Here is a 20,008-nt window from a genome sequence, read left to right on the forward strand (position 1 = left end):
TCGGCCGCTACCGCGCCGAGAACCCCGCCGGCACCCCGGCGCCGCGAGCGCCGAGGGCGCGCAGCGTCAGGGCGCTGTCGATGGCGGCCTGCGCCGCCTCGGCGCCGACGTCCTCCTTCGAGCCGGGCAGGCCGGCGCGGTCGAGGCCCTGCTGCTCGGTGTCGATCGTGAGGACGCCGAACCCGACCGGCTTCCCGGTCTGCAGGGTGACCTGCGTCAGGCCCGAGGTGGCCGCATCCGAGATGTAGTCGAAGTGCGGGGTCTCGCCGCGGAGGATCACGCCGAGGGCGACCACCGCATCCGCACCGGCCTCGAGCGCGGCCTTGCAGACGACGGGCAGCTCGAAGCTGCCGGCCACCCGGATCTCGTCGTACTCGACGCCGGCCGCCTCGAGGGCGCGGCGGGCGCCCGCGTTGAGTCCGCCGAGGATCTCGTCGTGCCACGAGGCGCTGACGATCGTGATGCGCAGCCCTGCGCCGTCGAGGTTGAGGGTGGGTGCTCCGGATCCGGCCATGAGGCGTCCTTTCGTGGGGGGTGGTGCTCAGTGGTGCGCGTGCTCGGGCAGCAGGTGCCCCATGCGATCGCGCTTGGTGTCGAGGTAGTTCTCGTTGAAGGCGGACCCGCCCACCACGAGCGGCACGCGCTCGGAGACGGCGATGCCGTGCTCCTCGAGCTGCCGCACCTTCTCGGGGTTGTTCGTCAGCAGGCGGACGCTCGTGATGCCGAGGTCGTCGAGGATGGCGCTCGCCGCCGTGTAGTCGCGGGCGTCGGCGGGAAGGCCGAGGGCGAGGTTGGCGTCGAGGGTGTCGAGCCCGTCCTCCTGCAGGCGGTAGGCGCGCAGCTTGTTGACCAGTCCGATCCCGCGCCCCTCCTGACCGCGCAGGTAGATCACCGCGCCGCCGTGCTCGGCGATGAGGTCGAGCGAGGCGTCGAGCTGGGGACCGCACTCGCACTTCAACGAGCCGAAGGCCTCGCCGGTCAGGCACTCGGAGTGCACCCGCACGAGGGCGTCCGGGCCCGAGACGTCTCCGGAGAGGATCGCCACGTGGTCGGCGCCCGATCCGAGGTCGCGGTAGGCCCGCATCCGCAGCAGACCGTGCGTGGTGGGCACGGTGGTCTCCACCTCGAACACCACGCGCGGGTCGACGGCGGGCGCGTCGGCGCCCTGCTCGTCGAGCCACCGGATGAGCTCCGCCGTCGTCGTGACGAGGAGGCCCTCCCGCTCGGCGAGCTCCACCAGGCCGGGCATGCGCAGCATCTCGCCGTCGTCGCCGACGAGCTCGCCGATGACGCCGACCGGGCTGAGCCCAGCAGCGGACATCAGGTCGACCGCGGCCTCGGTGTGCCCGGCGCGCTGCCGGACCCCGCCGTCGACCGCGCGGAGCGGCAGCACGTGGCCGGGGCGGATGAGGGAGGCCGCCGTCGACGCCGGGTCGGCGAGCACGCGGAGCGTGGTCGCCCGATCGCTCGCGCTGATCCCCGTGGTGACGCCCTGGGCTGCGTCGACCGACACGGTGTACGCGGTGCGCCGTGCATCCTGGTTCGACGCCACCATGGGCGGCAGCGCGAGACGGTCGGCGTACGCGGCGGGTATCGGGGCGCAGAGGAAGCCCGAGGTGTGGCGGACCATCCAGCCGATCCACTCCGCGGTGGCGTGCTCGGCGGCGAGGATGGCATCGCCCTCGTTCTCGCGGTCGTCGTCGTCGGCGACGATCACGGGGCGGCCTCGACGGAGCTCGTCGAGGATGTCGGGTATCGGACTCAGCGTCATGAGAGCGTGCTCACCTCCGCGGGTGTGGTCGTGAACTGCAGCAGGCGCTGCACGTGGCGGGCGAGGACGTCGGTCTCGACGTTCACCCGGTCGCCCACGGCGAGGGCGCCGAGGGTGGTGGCGGCGAGGGTCTCGGGGATGAGCGACACCTCGAACCAGTGCCCGCGGTCGTCCTGTCCCACCGCGGAGACGGTCAGGGAGACGCCGGCCACGGCGATCGAGCCCTGCTGCACGACGAGCGGCGCGAGATCGGCGGCGAGGGTGAAGCGGAGCACGCTCCAGGCCTCCCCCGGGGTCACCGACAGCACCTCGGCCACCCCGTCGACGTGACCCTGCACGATGTGCCCGCCGAGACGGCCGTGCACGGGTGCGGCGCGTTCGAGGTTGACCCGCTGCCCCTCGGCGAGGCCGCCGATGGTCGACATGGCGAGGGTCTGCAGCATGACGTCGGCCGTGAAGGCGTCGTCGGTGCGGTCGACCACGGTGAGGCACACGCCCGAGACCGAGATCGAGTCGCCGTGGGAGGCGTCGCTCACGGCGAGCGGGGCGCGCACGGTCAGTCGCGCCGCGTCGGCGGTGCGCTCGAGGGCGAGGACCTCGCCCAGCTCTTCGATGATGCCGGTGAACATCACAGCTCCTTCGTGGTGGTCGTGGTCGTGGTGTCGACGAGGTGCGGGTCGGTGTCGGATGCGCGGGGCCGCGCCACGAGACGGAGGTCGTCCCCGAGGAGGTCGACCGAGGTGAGCCGCAGCCGCCTCTGCCGGTCGATCGTCGGGACGCCCAGATCGCCGAGGGCCACGACGGGTCCGCCGAGCAGGGTGGGCGCGACGTACGCGACGATCTCGTCGGCCAGCCCCGCCCGCAGGAACGCGCTCGCGAGCGTCGGGCCGCCCTCGACGAAGACGCTCCGCACGCCGTCGTCGAAGAGCGAGGCGAGCACCGCGCCGAGATCATGGGTGGCGTGGACGCGCAGCGGATGCGGGTGGCGGCGCACGGCGGCGCCGGGCGGGACGGGGCGGGTGCCGATCACGACCGGGACCGGCTGGTGCTCGAGGAGCCCGCGGGCCGACCGGGCGGTGAGCGCCGGGTCGTCGGCGAGGACCGTGCCCGTGCCGACGACGATGGCGTCGTGCTCGCTGCGGCGGCGGTGGACGTCGTCGCGGGCGGCCGGTCCGGTGATCCACCGGCTCGATCCGTCGGCGGCGGCGGCGCGACCGTCGAGGCTCGACGCCCACTTGACCGTGACGAACGGACGCCGGAGGCGCATCGCCGTCAGCCAGGGCCGGATCGCCTCCTCGGCCTCGTCGCGCAGCAGTCCGCTCTCGACGTCGAGCCCGGCCGCGCGCATCCGCTCGCCGCCCCCCGCGGAGGCCTCCCCGGGATCGGGGACGGCGTAGAGCACACGGGAGACACCCGCGTCGATGAGCGCCTGGCTGCACGGGCCCGTCCGTCCGTGGTGGTTGCAGGGCTCGAGGGTCACGACGGCCGTGGCGCCGCGGGCGTCGGCGGACTCGGCGAGATGCGACAGCGCGTCGACCTCGGCGTGCGGCGTCCCGGCGCCGTGATGCCAGCCCTCGGCGAGCACCCGCCCGTCGGGGGCGAGGAGGACGCAGCCCACCTGCGGGTTCACCCCGGCGCGCGGGCCGAGCAGCGCGAGCTCGAGAGCGCGTCGCATCGCCGCCGTCTCAGGGGCTGTCGCTGTCATCCGGTCCTCGTTCGTCGAGGTGCCCGGGGTGCGCGTGCGAACGCCTGCGGACGGCTCGCGCCGACCCGCTGTGCTTCCTCTCATCCGGACTCGACGCCAGCCTTGCGGCTGCGCCATCACCGTCGGTCCTGGAGTTCCACCAGGTCAACCGCCGCCCTCCTGGGAGGACCGCGGGTCGCGGACTGTCACCGCCGGTTCAGAATCTCACTGACCCCGGAGCACGTGTGCTTGCTTCTGTCTTAGCACAACGCAGGACGGTCGTGCTTTCATTCCCAGGTCGTCGCGACCCGGTTCGTCATCTGCCGTGGCGACGGAGGATCACGCCGCGCGGCGACGGACGATCACGCCGCGTCGGCGGACGCGGGGAGGTGGAGCCGCTCCGGCCCACGGCCGAGCCGGCTCGAGATGCCCCAGACGGTGACGTTCACCAGCGCCTCGACGACGATGCCGGTCGACATCTTCGACACGCCCTCCTCGCGCTCCACGAAGGTGATCGGGAACTCGCCCATCTTCGCGCCCGAGCGCTCGAACTTCCACGCCAGCTCGACCTGGAAGCCGTAGCCGGAGGAGTTCACCGACGAGAAGTCCATGGCGCGCAGCGCCGAGGCGCGGAAGCCGCGGTAGCCGCTGGTGAGGTCGTGCAGCTTCGAGCCCAGCATGATGCGCGAGTAGAACGTGCCGGTCCGCGAGATGGCCTTGCGGTAGGCGGGCCAGTTCCGGATGACGCCGCCGGGGATCCAGCGTGTGCCGATGGCGACGTCGCAGCCGGCGTCGAGCAGGGCGAGCAGCCTCGGGAGCTCCTCCGGCTGGTGCGAGCCGTCGGCGTCCATCTCGATGATGTAGTCGTAATCGTTATCCAACGCCCAGCTGAATCCCGCGGCGTAGGCCCGGCCGAGACCGTTCTTCTCAGTACGATGAAGCACGTGGATTCGCTGGTCCGCCTCCGCGAGGCGATCGATGAGGTGGCCGGTGCCATCGGGCGAGTTGTCGTCGACCACCAGGACATCGATGGTGTCGTCGGTGGCGCGGATCCTGTCCAGTACGCTCTCGATCGACCCGATCTCGTTGTACGTCGGGATGACGACAATGGCTCTCGGCATCGTTCTCTCAATCCATCAAGGCGCCTCAGGGGGCAGTCAGGGCACCGCGGGGGCGGCGACGCTCGAAAGCATATCCATGCTCTCTGATCGTTCTCCCCAGTTATGCTCAGCATCGTCTTGAAGGATACGGGAGGTTCCCTTCGGGCCAGATCGCACTCCGCGCGCGTCACCACGCGGCAGAAACGGCAGTCACCACATGAGCATCAGTCCCACGAGTCAGTCGCGCTTCCGCGTGCTCCTCATGGAGTTCATCCGGTTCGGCCTCGTGGGAGGCGTCGGGTTCATCGTCGACGTCGGCGTCTTCAACCTGCTGCGCGTCACGGTCCTCGACCCCTCGCACGTGCACGGCGGTCCGGTCTACGCCAAGCTCATCTCCACCGCGCTGGCGATCGCGATCAACTGGCTGGGCAACCGCTTCTGGACCTTCCGCGACCGACGCCGCACCGACGTCCTCCGCGAGAGCGTCGAGTTCGTCATCGTCAGCGTCGCCGGCATGGGCATCCCGCTGCTGTGCCTCTGGGTGTCGCACTACGTCATGGGGATGACCAGCCTGTGGGCCGACAACATCTCCTCGAACGTCATCGGCCTCGGTCTCGGGGCGATCTTCCGCTTCGTCCTCTACCGCGTGTGGGTCTTCGGCGAGGCTCGGGTCCGCCCGCCCGCCGCCGTCGACACCGCGGGCAAGACCACCTCGCTCTCCTGACCGGAGGGGGCGTCCGATGACCTCCCCGTCGCCCGCCGGCCGCCCCTCGCCGCGACGCCGCTGGACCGAGATCGTCGCGGCGCAGACGAGGATGCTCCGCGCCGAACGGCGCACTCCCATCCTGCAGGTGCTGAAGACCGCGGTGGCCGCGCTCGCCGCCTGGTCGGTGTGCATCCTGCTCATCCCGCAGCAGGTCCCGGTGTTCGCGGCGATCGCGGCGATCATCGTGGTGCAGCCGAGCGTGAACCAGTCGTTCGCGAGCGCGCTGCAGCGCTCGGCGGGTGTCATCGTCGGCGTCCTGGTCGCCTACTTCGCCGCCCTCGTCTTCGGCTCCCCCAGCTGGCTCATCCTGGTGGCCATCGTCGCGTCGCTGCTCGTCGCCTGGGCGCTCCGCTTCCCGCAGTCGTCGACCGTGCAGGTGCCGATCAGCGCCATGCTCGTCCTCTCGATCGGCTCGGCGACCCCGGGCTACGCGGTCGATCGCATCATCGAGACCGTCATCGGGGCGATCATCGGCGTGGTCGTCAACTGGCTGATCGTGCCGCCGGTGTCGCTGCAGCCGGCGGACGACGCGGTCGGTCGCCTCGGCGCGGAGATCGCGGTGGTGCTCGAGAGCCTCGCCCGCGTGCTCTCCTCCCCCGACGACGCCGAGCGCAATCGCTATCAGGTGCTGGTGGAGGCGCGACTGCTCACCCCGATGCGGACCAAGGCGACCGCCGCCGTCGACACCGCGACCGAGAGCCTGCGGTTCAACCCGCGCCGGTCGGCCCACCGCGAGTCCCTCGAGCGCGACCAGGAGCTGCTGGCCATGCTCAGCATCCTCGTCACGAGGGTGACCGGGATGGCGCGGGCGCTCAACGACCACTTCGACGCGACGCTCCACTCGGAGCCCACCGCCGCCGGCATCGCGGAGGAGCTGCGCCGGGCGGCGCACGATCTGCGGCTGGTGCTGGCGAACGCCGAGATCCCCGGGGCCGACCTCGAGGCGCTCACCGATGAGCTGCCCGCCCTCACCTCTCCCCTCCGCACGCTCGTGCCCGACCCCACCCACTGGGTGCTGCTCGGCTCGCTGCTCGAGGATCTCCGGCGGGTCCGCGAGGAGATCCTCGCCGCCGTCCAGGACGCTCCCCCGCGCTCCTGACCTAGCGCTTCCGCAGCTCCAGGTGCTCGGCGTCCTGCAGCTCGTCGAGCTTCTCGAGCTGCTTGCGGACCCGACGGCGCCGCAGCCCGCGCGCCCCCGCCAGCTCCTCCTCGAGGCGCGTGCGCTCGGCGGCGAGCAGCACGTCGCGCGCATCCGCCACACGACGCTCGCGCTCGGCCTCCTGCTCCTCCGGCGTGAGCGCCCGCGGGTCCAGGCCCGCGTCCTCCATGCCGACGGCGATCCAGGTCGCCGAGAGGAGGATCACCCGGCAGACCAGGTTGAGGAAGATCATGATGCCGATGATCACGGCGAAGGAGGCCAGCAGCGGGTTGTTCGTGGCTCCGCCGAGGAGCGCCGACCCGAGGATCTTCAGCACGCCGAGGCCGGCCCCACCGAGCATCGCCCCGGCGATGAGCCGACGCATCGGGATGCGGATGCCCGACAGCACCCGGAACGCCACGGCCAGCACGAAGCTGTCGAACGCGAACACGATGAGGATGCCCACCACCTGCCCGGCGATGATGGCGACCGGCGACGCCTCGTCGATCCGGAGCACCCCGAGGATGAACGTGAGCGCGAGGGTCGACACGATGCTCGCCGCGGCCGACGCGATGATCGCGACGCCGAACCCGAGGGCCAGGCCGAAGTCCTTCAGCTTCAGGAGGATGGGGTTCGTCTTCGGCGGGTCGAGCGTGAAGATGCGGCGGATCGCGTCGCGCGTGGTGGCGAGCCAGCCGACCGCCGTCAGCACGAGTCCGACCAAGGCGATCGCACCGGTCCAGCCGAAGATCCCCGCCTGCTGCAGCGCGTCGGTCTTGATGGCGCCGCTGTCGCCGATGAGGCCGGGGATGGCCTTGCCGAGCTGGTCGATGACCGCGGCCTGCAGGTCCGGATTGCCCGCCAGCACGATCCCGAAGACGGAGAAGCCCACCCAGATGCCCGCGAAGATGGCGAACACCGCCTGAAACGCCGTCCCCGACGCCATGAGCTCGCCCCCCGACGCCGAGAAGCGGAGGAAGACGCGCACGGGCTTCAGCGCCATGACCCGGGCGATCAGTCGCTGAAGGCCGGACTTCGGCTTCTCCGGCGGCTCCTTCTTCTCGTCCACGTCGACCGTGGGACGGCCCCGCTCCTGCGTCCGCGTGAGCGCCTGATCGTCGTCCCGCGTCTGGGCGGCGTCTCCGGCCCGTTGCACGGACCGGGTGTCGTCGGCGCTGGGACCGTCGGGGCGGTTCGTGTCACGCACCTGGCTCATGCGACCCAGCATCCCACTGTGGACCGTCCTCCGCCCGGATCGTCCTCCCTGCGCCGAGGACCGCCGTCGGCGGTGATCGGTAGGCTGGATGCATGAGCTCGAAGTCCCTCCGTGTCGCCAGTGTGAACGTCAACGGCATCCGCGCCGCGTTCCGCAGGGGCATGGGCGACTGGCTCGCCGGGCGCGGGATCGACGTGCTGGCCATGCAGGAGGTGCGGGCCTCGACCGACGACATCGTCGCGGCGCTCGGCGACGAGTGGGATGTCGTGCACGACCCCGCCACGGCGAAGGGCCGAGCGGGTGTGGCGATCGCGAGCCGCTCGAAGGCCTCGATCCACCGCGTCACCTTCGGGCCCGACGACTTCGACAGCGCCGGCCGCTGGCTCGAGGCCGACTACGAGGTGGGCGACACCACCGTCACCATCGTGTCGGCGTACGTGCACTCCGGCGAGGCCGACACCCCCAAGCAGGTCGAGAAGTACCGCTTCCTCGACGCGATGCTCGAGCACCTGCCCGAGCTGCAGCGGCACAACCCCCTGTCGCTCGTGGTCGGCGACCTCAACGTCGGGCACCGCACGCTCGACATCCGCAACTGGAAGGGCAACGTCAAGCGCGCCGGCTTCCTGCCGAAGGAGCGGGAGTACTTCGACCGCATCCTCGGCGCCGAGGGCGACGACCGGTACAACGCCGGCGCCGGGCTCGGCTGGGTCGACCTCGGTCGCCGGTCCGCCGGCGAGGTCGAGGGTCCGTACACGTGGTGGTCCTGGCGCGGCCAGGCGTTCGACAACGACACGGGCTGGCGGATCGACTACCAGCTCGCCACTCCCGAGCTCGCCGAGCGGATGACGTCGTACACCGTCGACCGCGCCGAGTCGTACGACGCCCGGTTCAGCGACCACGCCCCCGTCGTGGTCGACTACGCGCTCTGACGCGACAACCCTCTCCTTCCTCCCCCGCACAAGGACTCGCAGCCATGGAATCCCCCCGTCCCCGCCTCCTCTCGGGCATGCAGCCCTCCGCCGACTCGCTCCACCTGGGCAACTACGTGGGCGCGCTGCTCAGCTGGAAGGCGCTTCAGGAGACTCACGACGCCTTCTTCTTCCTCGCCGACCTGCACGCCATCACCGTTCCCCAGGACCCCGCGGTGCTGCGCGAGAACACCCGGCGCACCACCGCGCAGTACATCGCCGCCGGCATCGATCCGTCTCGGTCGACCCTCTTCGTGCAGTCCCAGGTCCCGGCGCACGCCGAGCTCGCCTGGGTGCTCAACACCATCACCGGCATGGGCGAGGCGTCGCGCATGACCCAGTTCAAGGACAAGGCCGCCAAGCAGGGGCAGGACGCCGCGTCCGTCGGCCTCTTCACGTATCCGATCCTCCAGGCGGGCGACATCCTGCTCTACCAGGCCAACCAGGTGCCGGTGGGCGAGGATCAGCGCCAGCACATCGAGCTGACCCGCGACCTCGCGAACCGCTTCAACTCGCGCTTCGGCCAGACCTTCACCGTGCCGGAGCCCTACATCGTGAAGGACACCGCGAAGATCTACGACCTCCAGAACCCGGAGTCGAAGATGTCGAAGTCGGCGTCCTCGGCCGCGGGCGTGATCTGGCTGCTCGACGACCCGGCGGTGACGGCGAAGAAGATCATGCGGGCGGTGACCGACAACGACGGCGAGGTGCGCTACGACCCGGCCGCGAAGCCGGGGCTGTCGAACCTCATCACGATCTTCGCCGTCCTCACCGGTCGCACCGTCGACTCGGTGGTCGACGAGTTCGCGGGGGGCGGGTACGGCACGCTCAAGAAGGCGCTGGCCGAGGCGGTCGTGGCCGAGCTCGGCCCCATCCGCCAGCGAGCGCTCGAGCTGCTCGACGACCCGGCGGAGCTCGATCGGCTGCTCGGCATCAACGCCGACCGGGCCAACGAGGTGGCCTCGGCCACGGTCGCGACCGTGTACGACCGCGTCGGCTTCCTCCCGCGCGCTGCGCGCTGAGCCCACCGGGTGGGGCGGCGCACGACGCGCCCGGCGTCAGGGCGTGACGTGGTCCGAGGTGATGAGGTCCGCTCCGGCACGCGTGAGCTCGGCGAGCGCCTCGCGCGACCCCTCCGCTGAGACCCCCGCGACGAGGTCGGTGATGACCCGCACCCGTCGCCCGTGGGCGAGCGCGTCGAGCGCCGAGGCGCGGACGCAGTAGTCGGTGGCGAGGCCCACCACGTCGATGTCGGTCACGCCGTGGGAGTCGAGGAGGTCGCGGACCGTGCCGCCCTCCTCGGTCACGCCCTCGTAGATCGAGTAGGCCGGTTGTCCCTGCCCCTTGCGCACGTGGAAGTCGATCGCGTGCGCGGTCAGGTCGTCGTGGTACTCCGCCCCGTGCGTGCCGGCGACGCAGTGCGGCGGCCACGAGTCGAGGAAGTCGGGCTCCGAGGAGAAGTGGCCCCCGTTGTCGTTGTCGCCGTCGTGCCAGTCTCGTGAGGCGATGACGAGGTCGTAGGCGTCGGGATGCGCCGCGAGGAGCCGCGAGATCCCCTCGGCGACGGCGGCACCGCCCTGGACGCCGAGAGCCCCTCCCTCGGTGAAGTCGTTCTGCACGTCGATGACGAAGAGCGCCGTGGACATGGTGAGCCTTTCGGATGCGGTCAGCGGTTGGAGAGACCGGCGCCGCAGGAGTACGCGGCGGCGGTGAGGGTGTCGAGTGCCGCCCTCGCGCTGTCGCCGACGTCGTCGAGCGCGTAGAACGCGAAGGTGAGCACGGAGCCGTCGGCGGCCTGGATGATGCCGCTCAGGGTGTAGCCGGTGTCGATCCAGCCCGTCTTGGCGATGACGTGGCCGGCAGCGACCGAGGCCGCGCCGCCGAAGCGGCCGGCGAGGGTGCCGGTCTCCCCCGCGACGGGCAGGCCGTGGTAGATCACCGAGAGGTTCCCCTCCTGGGCCTGGATCTTCGTGAACAGCCGCGTGAGGAAGTCGGGGGGCACGCCGTTGTCGTCCGAGAGGCCCGAACCGTCGACGATCGTGAGCCCGGACGTGTCGAGCCCGTAGGTCGCCAGCGCCTGCGGGATGGCGACGTTCAGCGCCGCGAAGTCGTTGCCGACCCCGAGCTCGACCGCCACCAGCCGCGCGAGCATCTCGGCCTCGGTGTTGTCGGACCGCAGCAGCGCATCCGGGATCATGGTGCTCACCGGAGCCGACAGCACCTGACCCAGCTGGGGCGCGCCCGCGGGTGCGACGCCCTCGGAGAGCGACGCCGAGACCCCGAGTGCCGCGGCGAACGCCTGGCCGGCCGAGGCCACGGCGTCGTCGCTCCGCGCCGACACGTTCGCCGAGGGGTCGGCTCGGTCGCCGTCGACCTGCAGGCCGGTGACCTCCGACGAGTAGCCGTCGCGCTGCTCCTTGCGGTTCCACGACGGCTGCCAGCGATCCCCGGAGAACACGCTCGCGTCGAGGACGATCGAGGTGATCGGGGTGCCCGCCGTCGTCGGGTCGGCGGACCACGCCTGCGACACCTGGGCGGCGAGGTCGAGCATGCTGGCCGATCCGGCGTAGATGTTCGAGGAGCCGCTGGCCAGGGTGATGTCGCCGCCGCCGACGAGCACCACCTGACCGGGCGCCGATCCCTTGACGACGGTGGTCGGGACGCGGTGGTCCGGTCCCAGCACCGCGAGGGCCGCGGCGCTCGTCAGCACCTTCATCACGCTGGCGGTCCTCGCCGGCGTCGAGCCGTTGCGGTCGAACAGCACCTCCCCGGTCGAGGCGTCGCGCACCTGGCCGAGGAAGGTGCCGAGCCTGCCGTCCGACGCCTCCTCGGCGATCGAGCACGTGCGGACGGGGCCGCCCACCGGCGCGGCCTGGGGCTGCGGGCGCTGGGTCGGCGTCGGCTCAGGGGTCACCGTGGCGGTCGCGGCGACCGCGGCGGGCGCCGGCGCGGACTCCTCGCCGCCCACCGCCGTTCCCACGGCGAAGGCGCTCCCCCCGACGAGCACGAACGCGACGGTCGCCGCACCCGCGAGCCAGGCCCGCGGATGACGGCGCACGACGCCCCAGACGCCTCCCGCCATCAGGAGACGGAGCCCTGCTCTCCGGGGTACACCAGCCCGATCTGCTCACGGATGCGGTCGAGCACGTGCATGATCGCCACCGACTGCTCGATCGGCATGAGCGGGCTGGTGTGCTCGCCCGCGCGGATGACCCGCTCCATCTCGAGCGCCTCGTACTGCATGCCTCGCGACTCGACGGTGTCGGTGTACTCCTCGAGCACCTCGCCGCCGGGGGCCACGACCCTGAAGCCGGTCGCGCCGTACCACCACGGGTCGATCTCGATCCGGGCGTCGGTGCCGATGACCTGGGCCCCTACTCGCCCCGCGGCGTCGAGGGCGCTGTGCGACACGCTCTGCCGGCCGCCCTCGTGCTCGAAGATGATCGCCGTCTGGCGGTCGGCGCCCGTGGCGGACATCGTGCTGTGCGCCAGGATGCGCGTGGGCAGCCCGAGCATGTCGATGGCGAACGAGACGGGGTAGATGCCCAGGTCGAGGAGCGCGCCTCCGCCCAGGGCGAGGTCGTTCACCCGATGCGCCGGGTCGTCCGGGAGGTCCTGGTCGTGCTCGGCGAGCACCGTCCGGACGTCGCCGAGGGTCCCGGCGGCGATGATCTCGCGGATCCGCACCATGTGCGGCAGGAAGCGGGTCCACATCGCCTCGATGACGGCGACCCCGGCCTCCCGAGCCGCCTCGGCGATCCGCTCGGCCTGAGCCGCGTTCACCGTGAAGGCCTTCTCGATGAGCACGTGCTTGCCCGCCGCGATCATCATCAGGGCGTGCTCGGCGTGGAAGGGGTGAGGGCTGGCCACGTAGACGACGTCGACGTCGGGGTCGGCGGCCAGCTCCTCGTAGCTGCCGTGGGCGCGGGGCACGTCGAACTCCGCCGCGAACGCCTCGGCGCTCTCCGTCGAGCGTGAGCCCACGGCGGCGACCTCGAGGCCCGCGGCCCGCAGGTCGGTGGTGAAGGTGCGGGCGATCCCGCCGGTGCCGAGGATCCCCCATCGGATGCTGTCGCTCATGACTCCATCCTCCCCTGCGCAGGGCCTCCCGCGCGACTCGAGGGAGCGCTCGGGAACGCGAAAGGCCCCGGCGAACCGGGGCCTTCGTGTGGAGCCGCCTAAGGGAATCGAACCCTTGACCTATTCATTACGAGTGAATCGCTCTGCCGACTGAGCTAAGGCGGCGTGACCGCCGTGCGGGCGACACAGCATGCAAGCATAGCCGATGCGCGGGGCGTGCGCGTGCCACGCATCCGCGCCGTCGCCTCAGGCGCGGAGGAGCCGCAGGCTCTCGCGCAGGAGCTGCGCGGCAGGGGCCTGGTCGGGATGCTCCGCCCACGCGATCGACGACGAACGCAGCAGCGCCATGGCGACCATGGCGATCGTCCGGGCCCTCGGCACCACGTCGTCGTCGGCCGCCTCGCCTCCGTCGGACCCAGCCGCGGCGCGCGCATCCGATGCCAGGCGTCGGGCGACCGCGTCGATCACCTGGGCCTCGAGCTCGCGCATCTGCGCGAACTTCACCGACAGCACCGCGGGGGTCTGCGCGACGAGCGAGCGCCGCAGCCGGTACAGCTCCGGGTCGGCATCCTCCACCCCGGCCATGCTCGAGGCGATCAGCTCGACGAGGTCGGCCAGCGGGTCGGCCTGCGGATGCTCGACGTAGCGCTCGACGGAGGCCTCCGTCAGCACGAACGGGGTGTCGCCGCCGACCGAGGCCTCCTTGGTGGCGAAGTAGTTGAAGAACGTGCGGGCGGAGACACCGGCGCGCGCGCTGATGTCGTCGACGGTGACGTCGTCGAAGCCGCGCTCGGCCGCCAGCTCGAGCGCGGCCACCTCGATCGCGCGCCGTGTGGCGAGACGCTTGGTCTCGCGCCGGCCGAGCGACGCCGGCCGGGCGGGACTCACGACGTGCACTGCGGATCGCTCGACGGCACCGTGCCGTCGAGGAAGTACGCGCTCACCACGTCGTCGACGCAGGACGACGTGTTGTAGGCGGTGTGGCCCTCGCCCTGGTAGGTGATCAGGTGACCGTTCTCGAGCTGCGACGCCAGCGCCTGCGCCCAGACGTACGGGGTCGCCGGGTCGTTGGTGGTGCCCACCACGAGGATCGGCTGCGACCCGGCCGCGGTGATGGGACCGGGCACAGCGCGGCTGGGGTAGGGCCAGACCGAGCAGCCGATGTCTCCGTACGTCCAGTACGGACCGACCGTCGGCGAGGCCGCGATCAGCTGCTCGTTCTGCTGGGCGATCACCGCGGGGTCGGTGGTCACCGGGTAGTCGGCGCAGGTGATCGCGTTGAAGTTCTGGATGAGGTTGTCGTAGTACGTCCCGTCGGAGGAACGGCTGTAGTAGTCGTCGACGAGCGTGAACGCGGCACCGGCCTCGCCCTCCTTCACCGACTCGAACATGTAGTCGAGGTCGGACCAGAGCGACTCGCTGTACAGCGGGTCCATGATCGCGGTGAGCAGGCTCGAGGATCCGAGCTGTCGTCCGTCCTCGTTGGGGATCGGCTTCTTGTCGACCTGGGCGAGGAGACCCTGCACCTCCTTGAGCCCGTCGTCGGCGCTGCCCTGGAACCAGCAGTCCGACTCCTTCGTGCAGCTCTCGAGGTACGCCTTGAGCGCGCTCTCGAAGCCCTGCGCCTGGGTCAGCGTCAGGTCGAAGCTCGTCGACTCCGGGTTCTCGGCCCCGTCGAGCACCATGCGGCCGACCTTGTCGGGGAACAGGCCCGCGTAGTGCGCGCCGAGCGACGTGCCGTAGGAGTAGCCGAGGTAGTTGAGCTTGTCGTCACCGAGGAGGGCGCGGATCATGTCCATGTCGCGTGCGCTCGACTCGGTGTCGATGAACTCCAGCAGCGGCCCCGTGTTCGCGGCGCAGGCGTCGGCGAAGGTCTTCGAGCTCTGCCGCAGCGCATCCTGCCACTCCTGCGAGCCCCGCTGGCCGGGCAGGATGTCGAAGAAGAACGCATCGGCCTGCTTGTCGTCGAGGCACGAGATCGCGCTCGAGCGGCCGACGCCGCGGGGGTCGACCCCGACGATGTCGTACTCCTGCTGGAGGTCGGGGTGGGCGGCGAAGTCGACCGACTGGCGCACGAAGTCGAACGCCGAAGCGCCCGGGCCACCGGGATTGACCAGCAGCGACCCAACCTTGGAACCGCTGGCCGGGTGCCTCACGAGGGCGAGGTCGATGGTCTGCCCGTCATCCGGGTTCGACCAGTCGAGGGGTGCGGTGGCGGTGGAGCACACGAAGCCCTGGCCGCAGTCGTCCCACGTCAGCGACTGCGAGTAGTAGCCCTCGAGCGACGGATCGACCGTCTCGCCGGTGGGCGTCGACGTGGGCTCGACGGTCGACGCGGCGTCGGGCGAGGGGAAGAGCCAGGGCGAGCATCCGGCGAGGACGGTGACGGCGAGGGCGCCGACGGCGAGAGCGACGAGCGGTCGGCGGCGGGCGGGGCGGATCACACGGAGGCCTTTCGTGACGGACGGGACGGGACGTGGGCCTGCGCCCTCGACTGGGCGAGCGTCACCAGCATGGCCTCGAGGGCCAGGGTGGGGGCGACGTTGGCCTGTATCCTCCGACGCGCGTCTGTGAGCGCGTCGAGAGCGGACAGCACGGAGACCGGATCGAGCGCCTCGGCGAGAGCGCGGAGCCGATCCTCGATGCTGGCGTTGACCAGCTCCACCTCGGCGCCGAGCTGCAGCAGCACCAGATCGCGGTAGAGCGACTGGAGGTCGGTGAGGATGCGGTCGAGGCCGTCGCGGAGGCTGCGTGTGGCCCGCCGCTTCTGGTCGTCCTCCAGCGCCTTGATCTGGCCCCGCAGGGCCATGGGGACGGCCTGGCCCGGCTCGACCCCGAGCGACCGGAGGGCGTGCTCGCGCTCCTCCGCATCGCGCTGCTCGGTGATCGCCTTCGCGTCGGCACCGGCGATCTCGAGCAGACGCGCGGCTCCCGCGACCGCCTCACCCACCGTCGAGACCGACAGCGCGAGATCGACCGTCTCGGCCCGACGACGACGTGCCTCCTCGTCGGTGGCGAGCCGGTGCGCCATGCCGATGTGGCTCTGGGCCTCGCGAGCGGCCACGAGGGCGACCTCAGGGTCGACGCCGTCGCGGCGCTCCAGCAGCGCGGCGACGTCGGACACCGACGGCACCCGCAGCCGCACGGACCGCACCCGCGAGCGGATCGTCGGCAGGAGATCGGCCTCGCTCGGGGCGCACAGGATCCACACCGTGCGCTCGGGCGGCTCCTCGAGCGCCTTCAGCAGGACGTTGGAGGTGCGCTCGACCATGCGGTCGGCATCCTCGATGACCACGACGCGGTAGCGCGACACCGACGGGGAGAACTGCGACGACGAGACGAGCGAGCGCACCTCGTCGATCGAGATGATCACCCGCTCGGTGGCCAGCACGGACAGGTCGGGATGCGTGCGGGCCGCGACCTGGCGGCAGTCGGCGCACTCGCCGCATCCGCCCCGCGTGCACAGCAGGGCCGACGCGAACGCGTAGGCGAGGTTCGAGCGACCCGACCCGGGCGGGCCGGTGATGAGCCACGCGTGCGTCATCGAGTCGGGAGCGGAGCCGGCGCCGCGCTCCCCCGGCGCACTGCCGGAGCCCGCGGCCGCCCGGAACACGTCGACGGCGGCAGGCTGCCCCGTGAGATCGTCCCACACGCTCATCGCTCGCCCTCCCTCGGCTGCTCCACGGCTCTCTCGGTCGTGCTTCGAATCTAGGCGGTCCTGCCGACACCCGCGGCGGCGAGCCGCTCGCGGATGACCTTCGCGATCTCCTCGGGCGGGAGCGAGGCGTCCACGACCAGGAACCGGTCGGCCTCCGCCTCGGCAAGCCCCAGGTACGCCTCGCGCACGCGCCGGTGGAACTCGGCCTTCTCCGCCTCCAGCCGGTCGAAGCGCTTGTTCGCCGCGTCGAGGCGCCGGCGCGCGGCATCCTCGTCGAGGTCGAGCAGGATCGTGAGGTCGGGGAGGAGCCCCTCCGCCGCCCAGAGCGACAGGTCGCGGACCTCGGCCGCGTCGAGCACCCGCCCGGCGCCCTGGTAGGCCACCGACGAGTCGAGGTAGCGGTCCTGGAGGACGACCTCGCCGCGCTCCAGGGCGGGCCGGACGACGGTGGCGACGTGGTGGGCCCGGTCGGCGGCGTACAGCAGGGCCTCGGCGCGCGGCGTGATGTGCTCGCGGCTGTGCAGCACGATCTCGCGCACCTCGACGCCGAACGGCGTGCCGCCCGGCTCCCGGGTGCGCACGACGGTGCGCCCCTCCGACTCGAGCCATTCCTGGAGCAGCGCCGCCTGGGTGGTCTTGCCCGAGCCGTCGCCGCCCTCGAGGGTGATGAAGAGCCCCTGGGTCACTTCTTCGAGGTCGATCGGGTCGTCGTCTTCCGGGTCGACGTGGTCGTCGACTTCGCCCGGCCCTTGGGCTTCGCCGGCCCCTTCGCCCGCTTGTCGGCGAGGAGCTGCACGGCACGCTCGAAGTCGACGTCCTCCACGTCCTCGCCGCGGGGGATCGTGGCGTTGGTGGTGCCGTCGGTGACGTACGGACCGAACCGGCCGTCCTTCACCTTGATCGGCTTGCCGCTCACCGGATCCTCGGCGAACTCCTTCAACGCACTCGAGGCGCGCCGGGCGCCGTACTTCGGCTGGGCGAACAGCTCGAGCGCCTTGTCGAGGTCGACCTCGAAGATGAGGTCCTCGGAGTCGAGCGAGCGGGTGTCGCTGCCCTTCTTGAGGTACGGACCGTATCGGCCGTTCTGCGCGGTGATCGGCTCGCCCGACTCGGGGTCGGCGCCGACCGTGCGCGGGAGGTCGAGCAGCTTGAGCGCCGTGTCGAGGTCGATCGTCGCCAGGTCCATCGACTTGAAGAGCGACGCCGTCCGCGGCTTCGGAGCGGCGGGAGCCTTCTTGGCCCCGCGCTTGGGCTTCTCCTCGGCGACCGGCTCGACGCTCGCCGCAGCGGCGGCGTCGGTCTCCGGCTCGGGATCGGCCTCAGTGACGTACGGACCGAAACGGCCGTCCTTCGCGAGGATCTGCTTGCCGTTCTCGGGGTTGATCCCGATCACCCGGTCGGTGACCACCGGCGCGTCGACCAGCTCGCGCGCCTTCTCGGGCGTGAGCTCGTCGGGGGCGAGGTCCTGAGGGAGGTTGACCCGCCGCGGCGGCGCATCGAGGTCGCCGGAGGGGTCGACGACCTCGAGGTAGGGGCCGTACTTGCCGATCCTCAGGGTGATGTCGTCGGTGATGGAGATCGAGTTGACCGCCCGGGCGTCGATGTCGCCCAGGTTGTCGATGACGCGGCGCAGACCCGGGTGGTCGTCGCTGCCGAAGTAGAAGCCGTTCAGCCAGTCGACCCGGTCCTCGTCGCCGTCGGCGATCTTGTCGAGGTCCGCCTCGAGCGCCGCGGTGAAGTCGTAGTCGACCAGCTCGGTGAAGAAGTCCTCCAGGAGGCGCACGACCGAGAACGCGGTCCAGCTCGGGACGAGCGCCTGGCCGCGGGGAGTGACGTAGCCGCGGTCGATGATGGTCGAGATGATGGACGCGTACGTCGACGGGCGTCCGATGCCCAGCTCGTCCAGCGCCTTCACGAGGCTCGCCTCCGTGTAGCGCGGCGGCGGGGTCGTGTCGTGTCCGGCGGCCTCGATCTCGCGGGCGGCCAGCGCCTGGCCCTCGGCGAGGTTCGGCAGCTTGGCCTCGGCCGGCTCGGTCGAGGCGTTCCGCTCCTCGTCGCGGCCCTCCTCGTAGGCGTTCAGGAAGCCTCGGAAGGTGATGACCGTCCCGGACGCGGTGAACTCCCCCGTGGTCGTGCCGCCGAGCTCGGCGACCTCGACCGGGCCGGCCGAGATGGTCACGGTCGCGGTCGAGCCCTTCGCGTCGGCCATCTGAGAGGCGACGGTGCGCTTCCAGATGAGGTCGTAGAGGCGGAAGTCGTTGCCGCGCAGGGAGCTGGAGAGCTCGGACGGGGTGCGGAACACCTCTCCGGCGGGACGGATGGCCTCGTGGGCCTCCTGGGCGTTCTTGCTCTTCCCGGCGTACAGGCGCGGCTTGTCGGGCACCGTGTCGGCGCCGTAGAGCGCGGCCGCCTGGCTGCGGGCCGCCTTGATCGCCTGCTGCGAGAGCGACGGCGAGTCGGTGCGCATGTAGGTGATGTAGCCGTTCTCGTAGAGCGACTGCGCCACGCTCATCGTCTGCCGTGCGGAGAAGCGGAGCTTGCGGGCCGCCTCCTGCTGCAGCGTCGAGGTGGTGAACGGCGCAGCCGGCCTGCGGGTGTAGGGCTTCGACTCGACCGACGACACCGTGATGTCGACGCCGGGAGCCTTCAGCGCATCCTTCAGGGCCAGGGCGGCCGGCTCGCTGAGGAGCACGGCCTTGCCCTTGAGCGCACCCGACTCGTCGAAGTCGCGACCGCTGGCGACACGCTCCCCGTTGAGGCGTGAGATGCGCGCCTGGAACGAGTCGGTGTCGGCCGCGGTGGCAGCGTCGGCCGCCGCGAGGGTGGCGGTGAGGTCCCAGTAGTTCGCGGAGGTGAACGCGAGGCGCTCGCGCTCACGGTCGACCACGAGTCGCGTGGCCGCCGACTGCACGCGGCCGGCCGAGAGACCGGGGCCGACCTTGCGCCAGAGCACGGGCGACACCTCGTAGCCGTAGAGCCGGTCGAGGATGCGTCGGGTCTCCTGGGCGTCGACCAGGGCGTCGTCGATCTGGCGGGTGTTGTCGCGCGCCGCCTCGATCGCCTCGCGGGTGATCTCGTGGAACACCATGCGCTTGACCGGCACCTTCGGCTTCAGCACCTGGAGCAGGTGCCAGGCGATGGCCTCGCCCTCGCGATCCTCATCAGTGGCGAGGTAGAGCTCGTCGGCGCCCGCCAGGGCCTTCTTGAGCTCGGACACGGTCTTCTTCTTCGCGTCGCTCACGACGTAGTAGGGCTCGAAGCCGTTCTCGACGTCGACGGAGAACTTTCCGAGCGAGCCCTTCTTGAGCTCGGCGGGAAGGTTCTTCGGCTCGATGAGATCGCGGATGTGCCCCACCGAGGCCAGCACGTCGAAGCCCTCGCCGAGGTACTGGGCGATGGACTTGACCTTGGTGGGCGACTCGACGATCACGAGCTTGCGCGATGCCAACGTGTTTCTCCTTATATATGCGACCAGGCACACGATACACAGTGATTGCCTGGTGGATGCCTCTGCGGGCCCTCGGGCCCTGTTCGCTGAGGATGAACCTGGGGGTCGGGACGGATGTCGTCATCGCCCCTGACGTCGACCGGGTGCGAGGGGCACAATGGTCGTGGCGCCGAGCGCCC

General features: G+C 71.3%; 18 protein-coding genes, 1 tRNA gene and 1 riboswitch. Of the genes, 4 read left to right on the plus strand and 15 right to left on the minus strand.

Features of this window, described 5'->3' with window-relative positions:
• Positions 1-7 precede the first annotated feature (7 nt).
• The 5 genes from ribH to IEX69_RS06180 all read right to left on the minus strand — a co-directional run bounded on the left by ribH (position 8) and on the right by IEX69_RS06180 (position 4,576).
• Positions 8-514 (minus strand): 6,7-dimethyl-8-ribityllumazine synthase, encoded by a 507-nt coding sequence (ribH, locus tag IEX69_RS06160; protein WP_085020193.1) that lies wholly within the window; start codon positions 512-514, stop codon positions 8-10.
• Positions 515-541: 27 nt separating this feature from the next.
• Positions 542-1,771 carry a GTP cyclohydrolase II gene (ribA, locus tag IEX69_RS06165; protein ID WP_085020194.1) on the minus strand — a complete coding sequence of 410 codons (1,230 nt, stop codon included), beginning with the start codon at positions 1,769-1,771 and terminating at the stop codon, positions 542-544.
• A complete protein-coding gene (locus IEX69_RS06170) occupies positions 1,768-2,400 on the minus strand; it encodes a riboflavin synthase (protein WP_085020195.1) in 633 nt (210 codons plus the stop codon). Before IEX69_RS06170 ends, ribA begins: the two co-directional genes overlap by 4 nt.
• Positions 2,400-3,476, minus strand: a complete 1,077-nt coding sequence (gene ribD, locus IEX69_RS06175) for a bifunctional diaminohydroxyphosphoribosylaminopyrimidine deaminase/5-amino-6-(5-phosphoribosylamino)uracil reductase RibD (protein ID WP_085020196.1) — start codon at positions 3,474-3,476, stop codon at positions 2,400-2,402. Before ribD ends, IEX69_RS06170 begins: the two co-directional genes overlap by 1 nt.
• A gap of 68 nt (positions 3,477-3,544) precedes the next feature.
• A riboswitch (FMN riboswitch) is annotated at positions 3,545-3,700 on the minus strand.
• A gap of 117 nt (positions 3,701-3,817) precedes the next feature.
• On the minus strand, positions 3,818-4,576 hold the full coding sequence (locus tag IEX69_RS06180) for a polyprenol monophosphomannose synthase (protein ID WP_085020197.1): 759 nt from the start codon (positions 4,574-4,576) through the stop codon (positions 3,818-3,820).
• Positions 4,577-4,772: 196 nt separating this feature from the next.
• Here IEX69_RS06180 and IEX69_RS06185 point away from each other — a divergent pair, with 196 nt between their 5' ends.
• A complete protein-coding gene (locus IEX69_RS06185) occupies positions 4,773-5,279 on the plus strand; it encodes a GtrA family protein (RefSeq protein ID WP_229756248.1) in 507 nt (168 codons plus the stop codon).
• A gap of 16 nt (positions 5,280-5,295) precedes the next feature.
• A complete protein-coding gene (locus tag IEX69_RS06190) occupies positions 5,296-6,420 on the plus strand; it encodes an FUSC family protein (RefSeq protein WP_229756249.1) in 1,125 nt (374 codons plus the stop codon).
• A 1-nt stretch (position 6,421) separates the two neighbouring features.
• Here the strand turns inward: IEX69_RS06190 and IEX69_RS06195 are convergent, their stop codons facing one another.
• Complete coding sequence (locus IEX69_RS06195; RefSeq protein ID WP_085021516.1) at positions 6,422-7,675, minus strand: YihY/virulence factor BrkB family protein; 1,254 nt, start codon at positions 7,673-7,675, stop codon at positions 6,422-6,424.
• A 92-nt stretch (positions 7,676-7,767) separates the two neighbouring features.
• On the opposite strand from IEX69_RS06195, the gene IEX69_RS06200 reads away from it, so the two are divergent.
• Together IEX69_RS06200 and trpS are read left to right on the plus strand one after the other, a co-directional pair.
• Complete coding sequence (locus IEX69_RS06200) at positions 7,768-8,604, plus strand: exodeoxyribonuclease III (RefSeq protein ID WP_085020198.1); 837 nt, start codon at positions 7,768-7,770, stop codon at positions 8,602-8,604.
• Between the two features lie 44 nt (positions 8,605-8,648).
• Entirely contained in the window at positions 8,649-9,665 is a 1,017-nt protein-coding gene (gene trpS / locus IEX69_RS06205; RefSeq protein ID WP_085020199.1) for a tryptophan--tRNA ligase, read from the plus strand.
• 36 nt (positions 9,666-9,701) lie between these two features.
• On the opposite strand, the gene IEX69_RS06210 is transcribed toward trpS, so the two are convergent.
• From IEX69_RS06210 to topA, 9 genes are all read right to left on the minus strand, one after another.
• Positions 9,702-10,289, minus strand: a complete 588-nt coding sequence (locus IEX69_RS06210) for an isochorismatase family protein (RefSeq protein ID WP_085020200.1) — start codon at positions 10,287-10,289, stop codon at positions 9,702-9,704.
• 20 nt (positions 10,290-10,309) lie between these two features.
• Positions 10,310-11,725: a D-alanyl-D-alanine carboxypeptidase/D-alanyl-D-alanine-endopeptidase gene (locus tag IEX69_RS06215; protein ID WP_085020201.1), complete on the minus strand. Its 1,416-nt coding sequence runs from the start codon at positions 11,723-11,725 to the stop codon at positions 10,310-10,312.
• Positions 11,725-12,723: a Gfo/Idh/MocA family protein gene (locus IEX69_RS06220; RefSeq protein ID WP_085020202.1), complete on the minus strand. Its 999-nt coding sequence runs from the start codon at positions 12,721-12,723 to the stop codon at positions 11,725-11,727. Before IEX69_RS06220 ends, IEX69_RS06215 begins: the two co-directional genes overlap by 1 nt.
• Positions 12,724-12,812: 89 nt before the next feature.
• Positions 12,813-12,888, minus strand: a tRNA-Thr gene (locus IEX69_RS06225).
• Between the two features lie 81 nt (positions 12,889-12,969).
• Positions 12,970-13,620: a TetR family transcriptional regulator gene (locus tag IEX69_RS06230; protein WP_174604470.1), complete on the minus strand. Its 651-nt coding sequence runs from the start codon at positions 13,618-13,620 to the stop codon at positions 12,970-12,972.
• The gene (locus IEX69_RS06235) at positions 13,608-15,167 is read right to left on the minus strand and encodes an alpha/beta hydrolase (protein ID WP_085020204.1); all 1,560 of its coding nucleotides are present in this window, start codon (positions 15,165-15,167) and stop codon (positions 13,608-13,610) included. Before IEX69_RS06235 ends, IEX69_RS06230 begins: the two co-directional genes overlap by 13 nt.
• Positions 15,164-16,381, minus strand: a complete 1,218-nt coding sequence (locus IEX69_RS06240) for a DNA polymerase III subunit delta' (protein ID WP_085020205.1) — start codon at positions 16,379-16,381, stop codon at positions 15,164-15,166. Before IEX69_RS06240 ends, IEX69_RS06235 begins: the two co-directional genes overlap by 4 nt.
• 50 nt (positions 16,382-16,431) lie before the next feature.
• A complete protein-coding gene (gene tmk, locus IEX69_RS06245) occupies positions 16,432-17,067 on the minus strand; it encodes a dTMP kinase (protein WP_085020206.1) in 636 nt (211 codons plus the stop codon).
• Positions 17,064-19,829, minus strand: coding sequence for a type I DNA topoisomerase (gene topA, locus IEX69_RS06250; protein ID WP_085020207.1), 2,766 nt, complete (start codon positions 19,827-19,829; stop codon positions 17,064-17,066). The genes tmk and topA overlap by 4 nt, the downstream gene beginning before the upstream one ends.
• Positions 19,830-20,008: the final 179 nt, after the last annotated feature.

Origin of the sequence: Cnuibacter physcomitrellae, assembly GCF_014640535.1 — a bacterium.
GTDB classification, from domain to species: domain Bacteria; phylum Actinomycetota; class Actinomycetes; order Actinomycetales; family Microbacteriaceae; genus Cnuibacter; species Cnuibacter physcomitrellae.

What these genes read in the sequence shown, in the direction of transcription:
- ribH (WP_085020193.1), bottom strand. Translation starts at nt 514, where the DNA reads ATGGCCGGATCCGGAGCACCCACCCTCAACCTCGACGGCGCAGGGCTG.
- ribA (WP_085020194.1), bottom strand. Translation starts at nt 1,771, where the DNA reads ATGACGCTGAGTCCGATACCCGACATCCTCGACGAGCTCCGTCGAGGC.
- IEX69_RS06170 (WP_085020195.1), bottom strand. Translation starts at nt 2,400, where the DNA reads ATGTTCACCGGCATCATCGAAGAGCTGGGCGAGGTCCTCGCCCTCGAG.
- ribD (WP_085020196.1), bottom strand. Translation starts at nt 3,476, where the DNA reads ATGACAGCGACAGCCCCTGAGACGGCGGCGATGCGACGCGCTCTCGAG.
- IEX69_RS06180 (WP_085020197.1), bottom strand. Translation starts at nt 4,576, where the DNA reads ATGCCGAGAGCCATTGTCGTCATCCCGACGTACAACGAGATCGGGTCG.
- IEX69_RS06185 (WP_229756248.1), top strand. Translation starts at nt 4,773, where the DNA reads ATGAGCATCAGTCCCACGAGTCAGTCGCGCTTCCGCGTGCTCCTCATG.
- IEX69_RS06190 (WP_229756249.1), top strand. Translation starts at nt 5,296, where the DNA reads ATGACCTCCCCGTCGCCCGCCGGCCGCCCCTCGCCGCGACGCCGCTGG.
- IEX69_RS06195 (WP_085021516.1), bottom strand. Translation starts at nt 7,675, where the DNA reads ATGAGCCAGGTGCGTGACACGAACCGCCCCGACGGTCCCAGCGCCGAC.
- IEX69_RS06200 (WP_085020198.1), top strand. Translation starts at nt 7,768, where the DNA reads ATGAGCTCGAAGTCCCTCCGTGTCGCCAGTGTGAACGTCAACGGCATC.
- trpS (WP_085020199.1), top strand. Translation starts at nt 8,649, where the DNA reads ATGGAATCCCCCCGTCCCCGCCTCCTCTCGGGCATGCAGCCCTCCGCC.
- IEX69_RS06210 (WP_085020200.1), bottom strand. Translation starts at nt 10,289, where the DNA reads ATGTCCACGGCGCTCTTCGTCATCGACGTGCAGAACGACTTCACCGAG.
- IEX69_RS06215 (WP_085020201.1), bottom strand. Translation starts at nt 11,725, where the DNA reads ATGGCGGGAGGCGTCTGGGGCGTCGTGCGCCGTCATCCGCGGGCCTGG.
- IEX69_RS06220 (WP_085020202.1), bottom strand. Translation starts at nt 12,723, where the DNA reads ATGAGCGACAGCATCCGATGGGGGATCCTCGGCACCGGCGGGATCGCC.
- IEX69_RS06240 (WP_085020205.1), bottom strand. Translation starts at nt 16,381, where the DNA reads ATGAGCGTGTGGGACGATCTCACGGGGCAGCCTGCCGCCGTCGACGTG.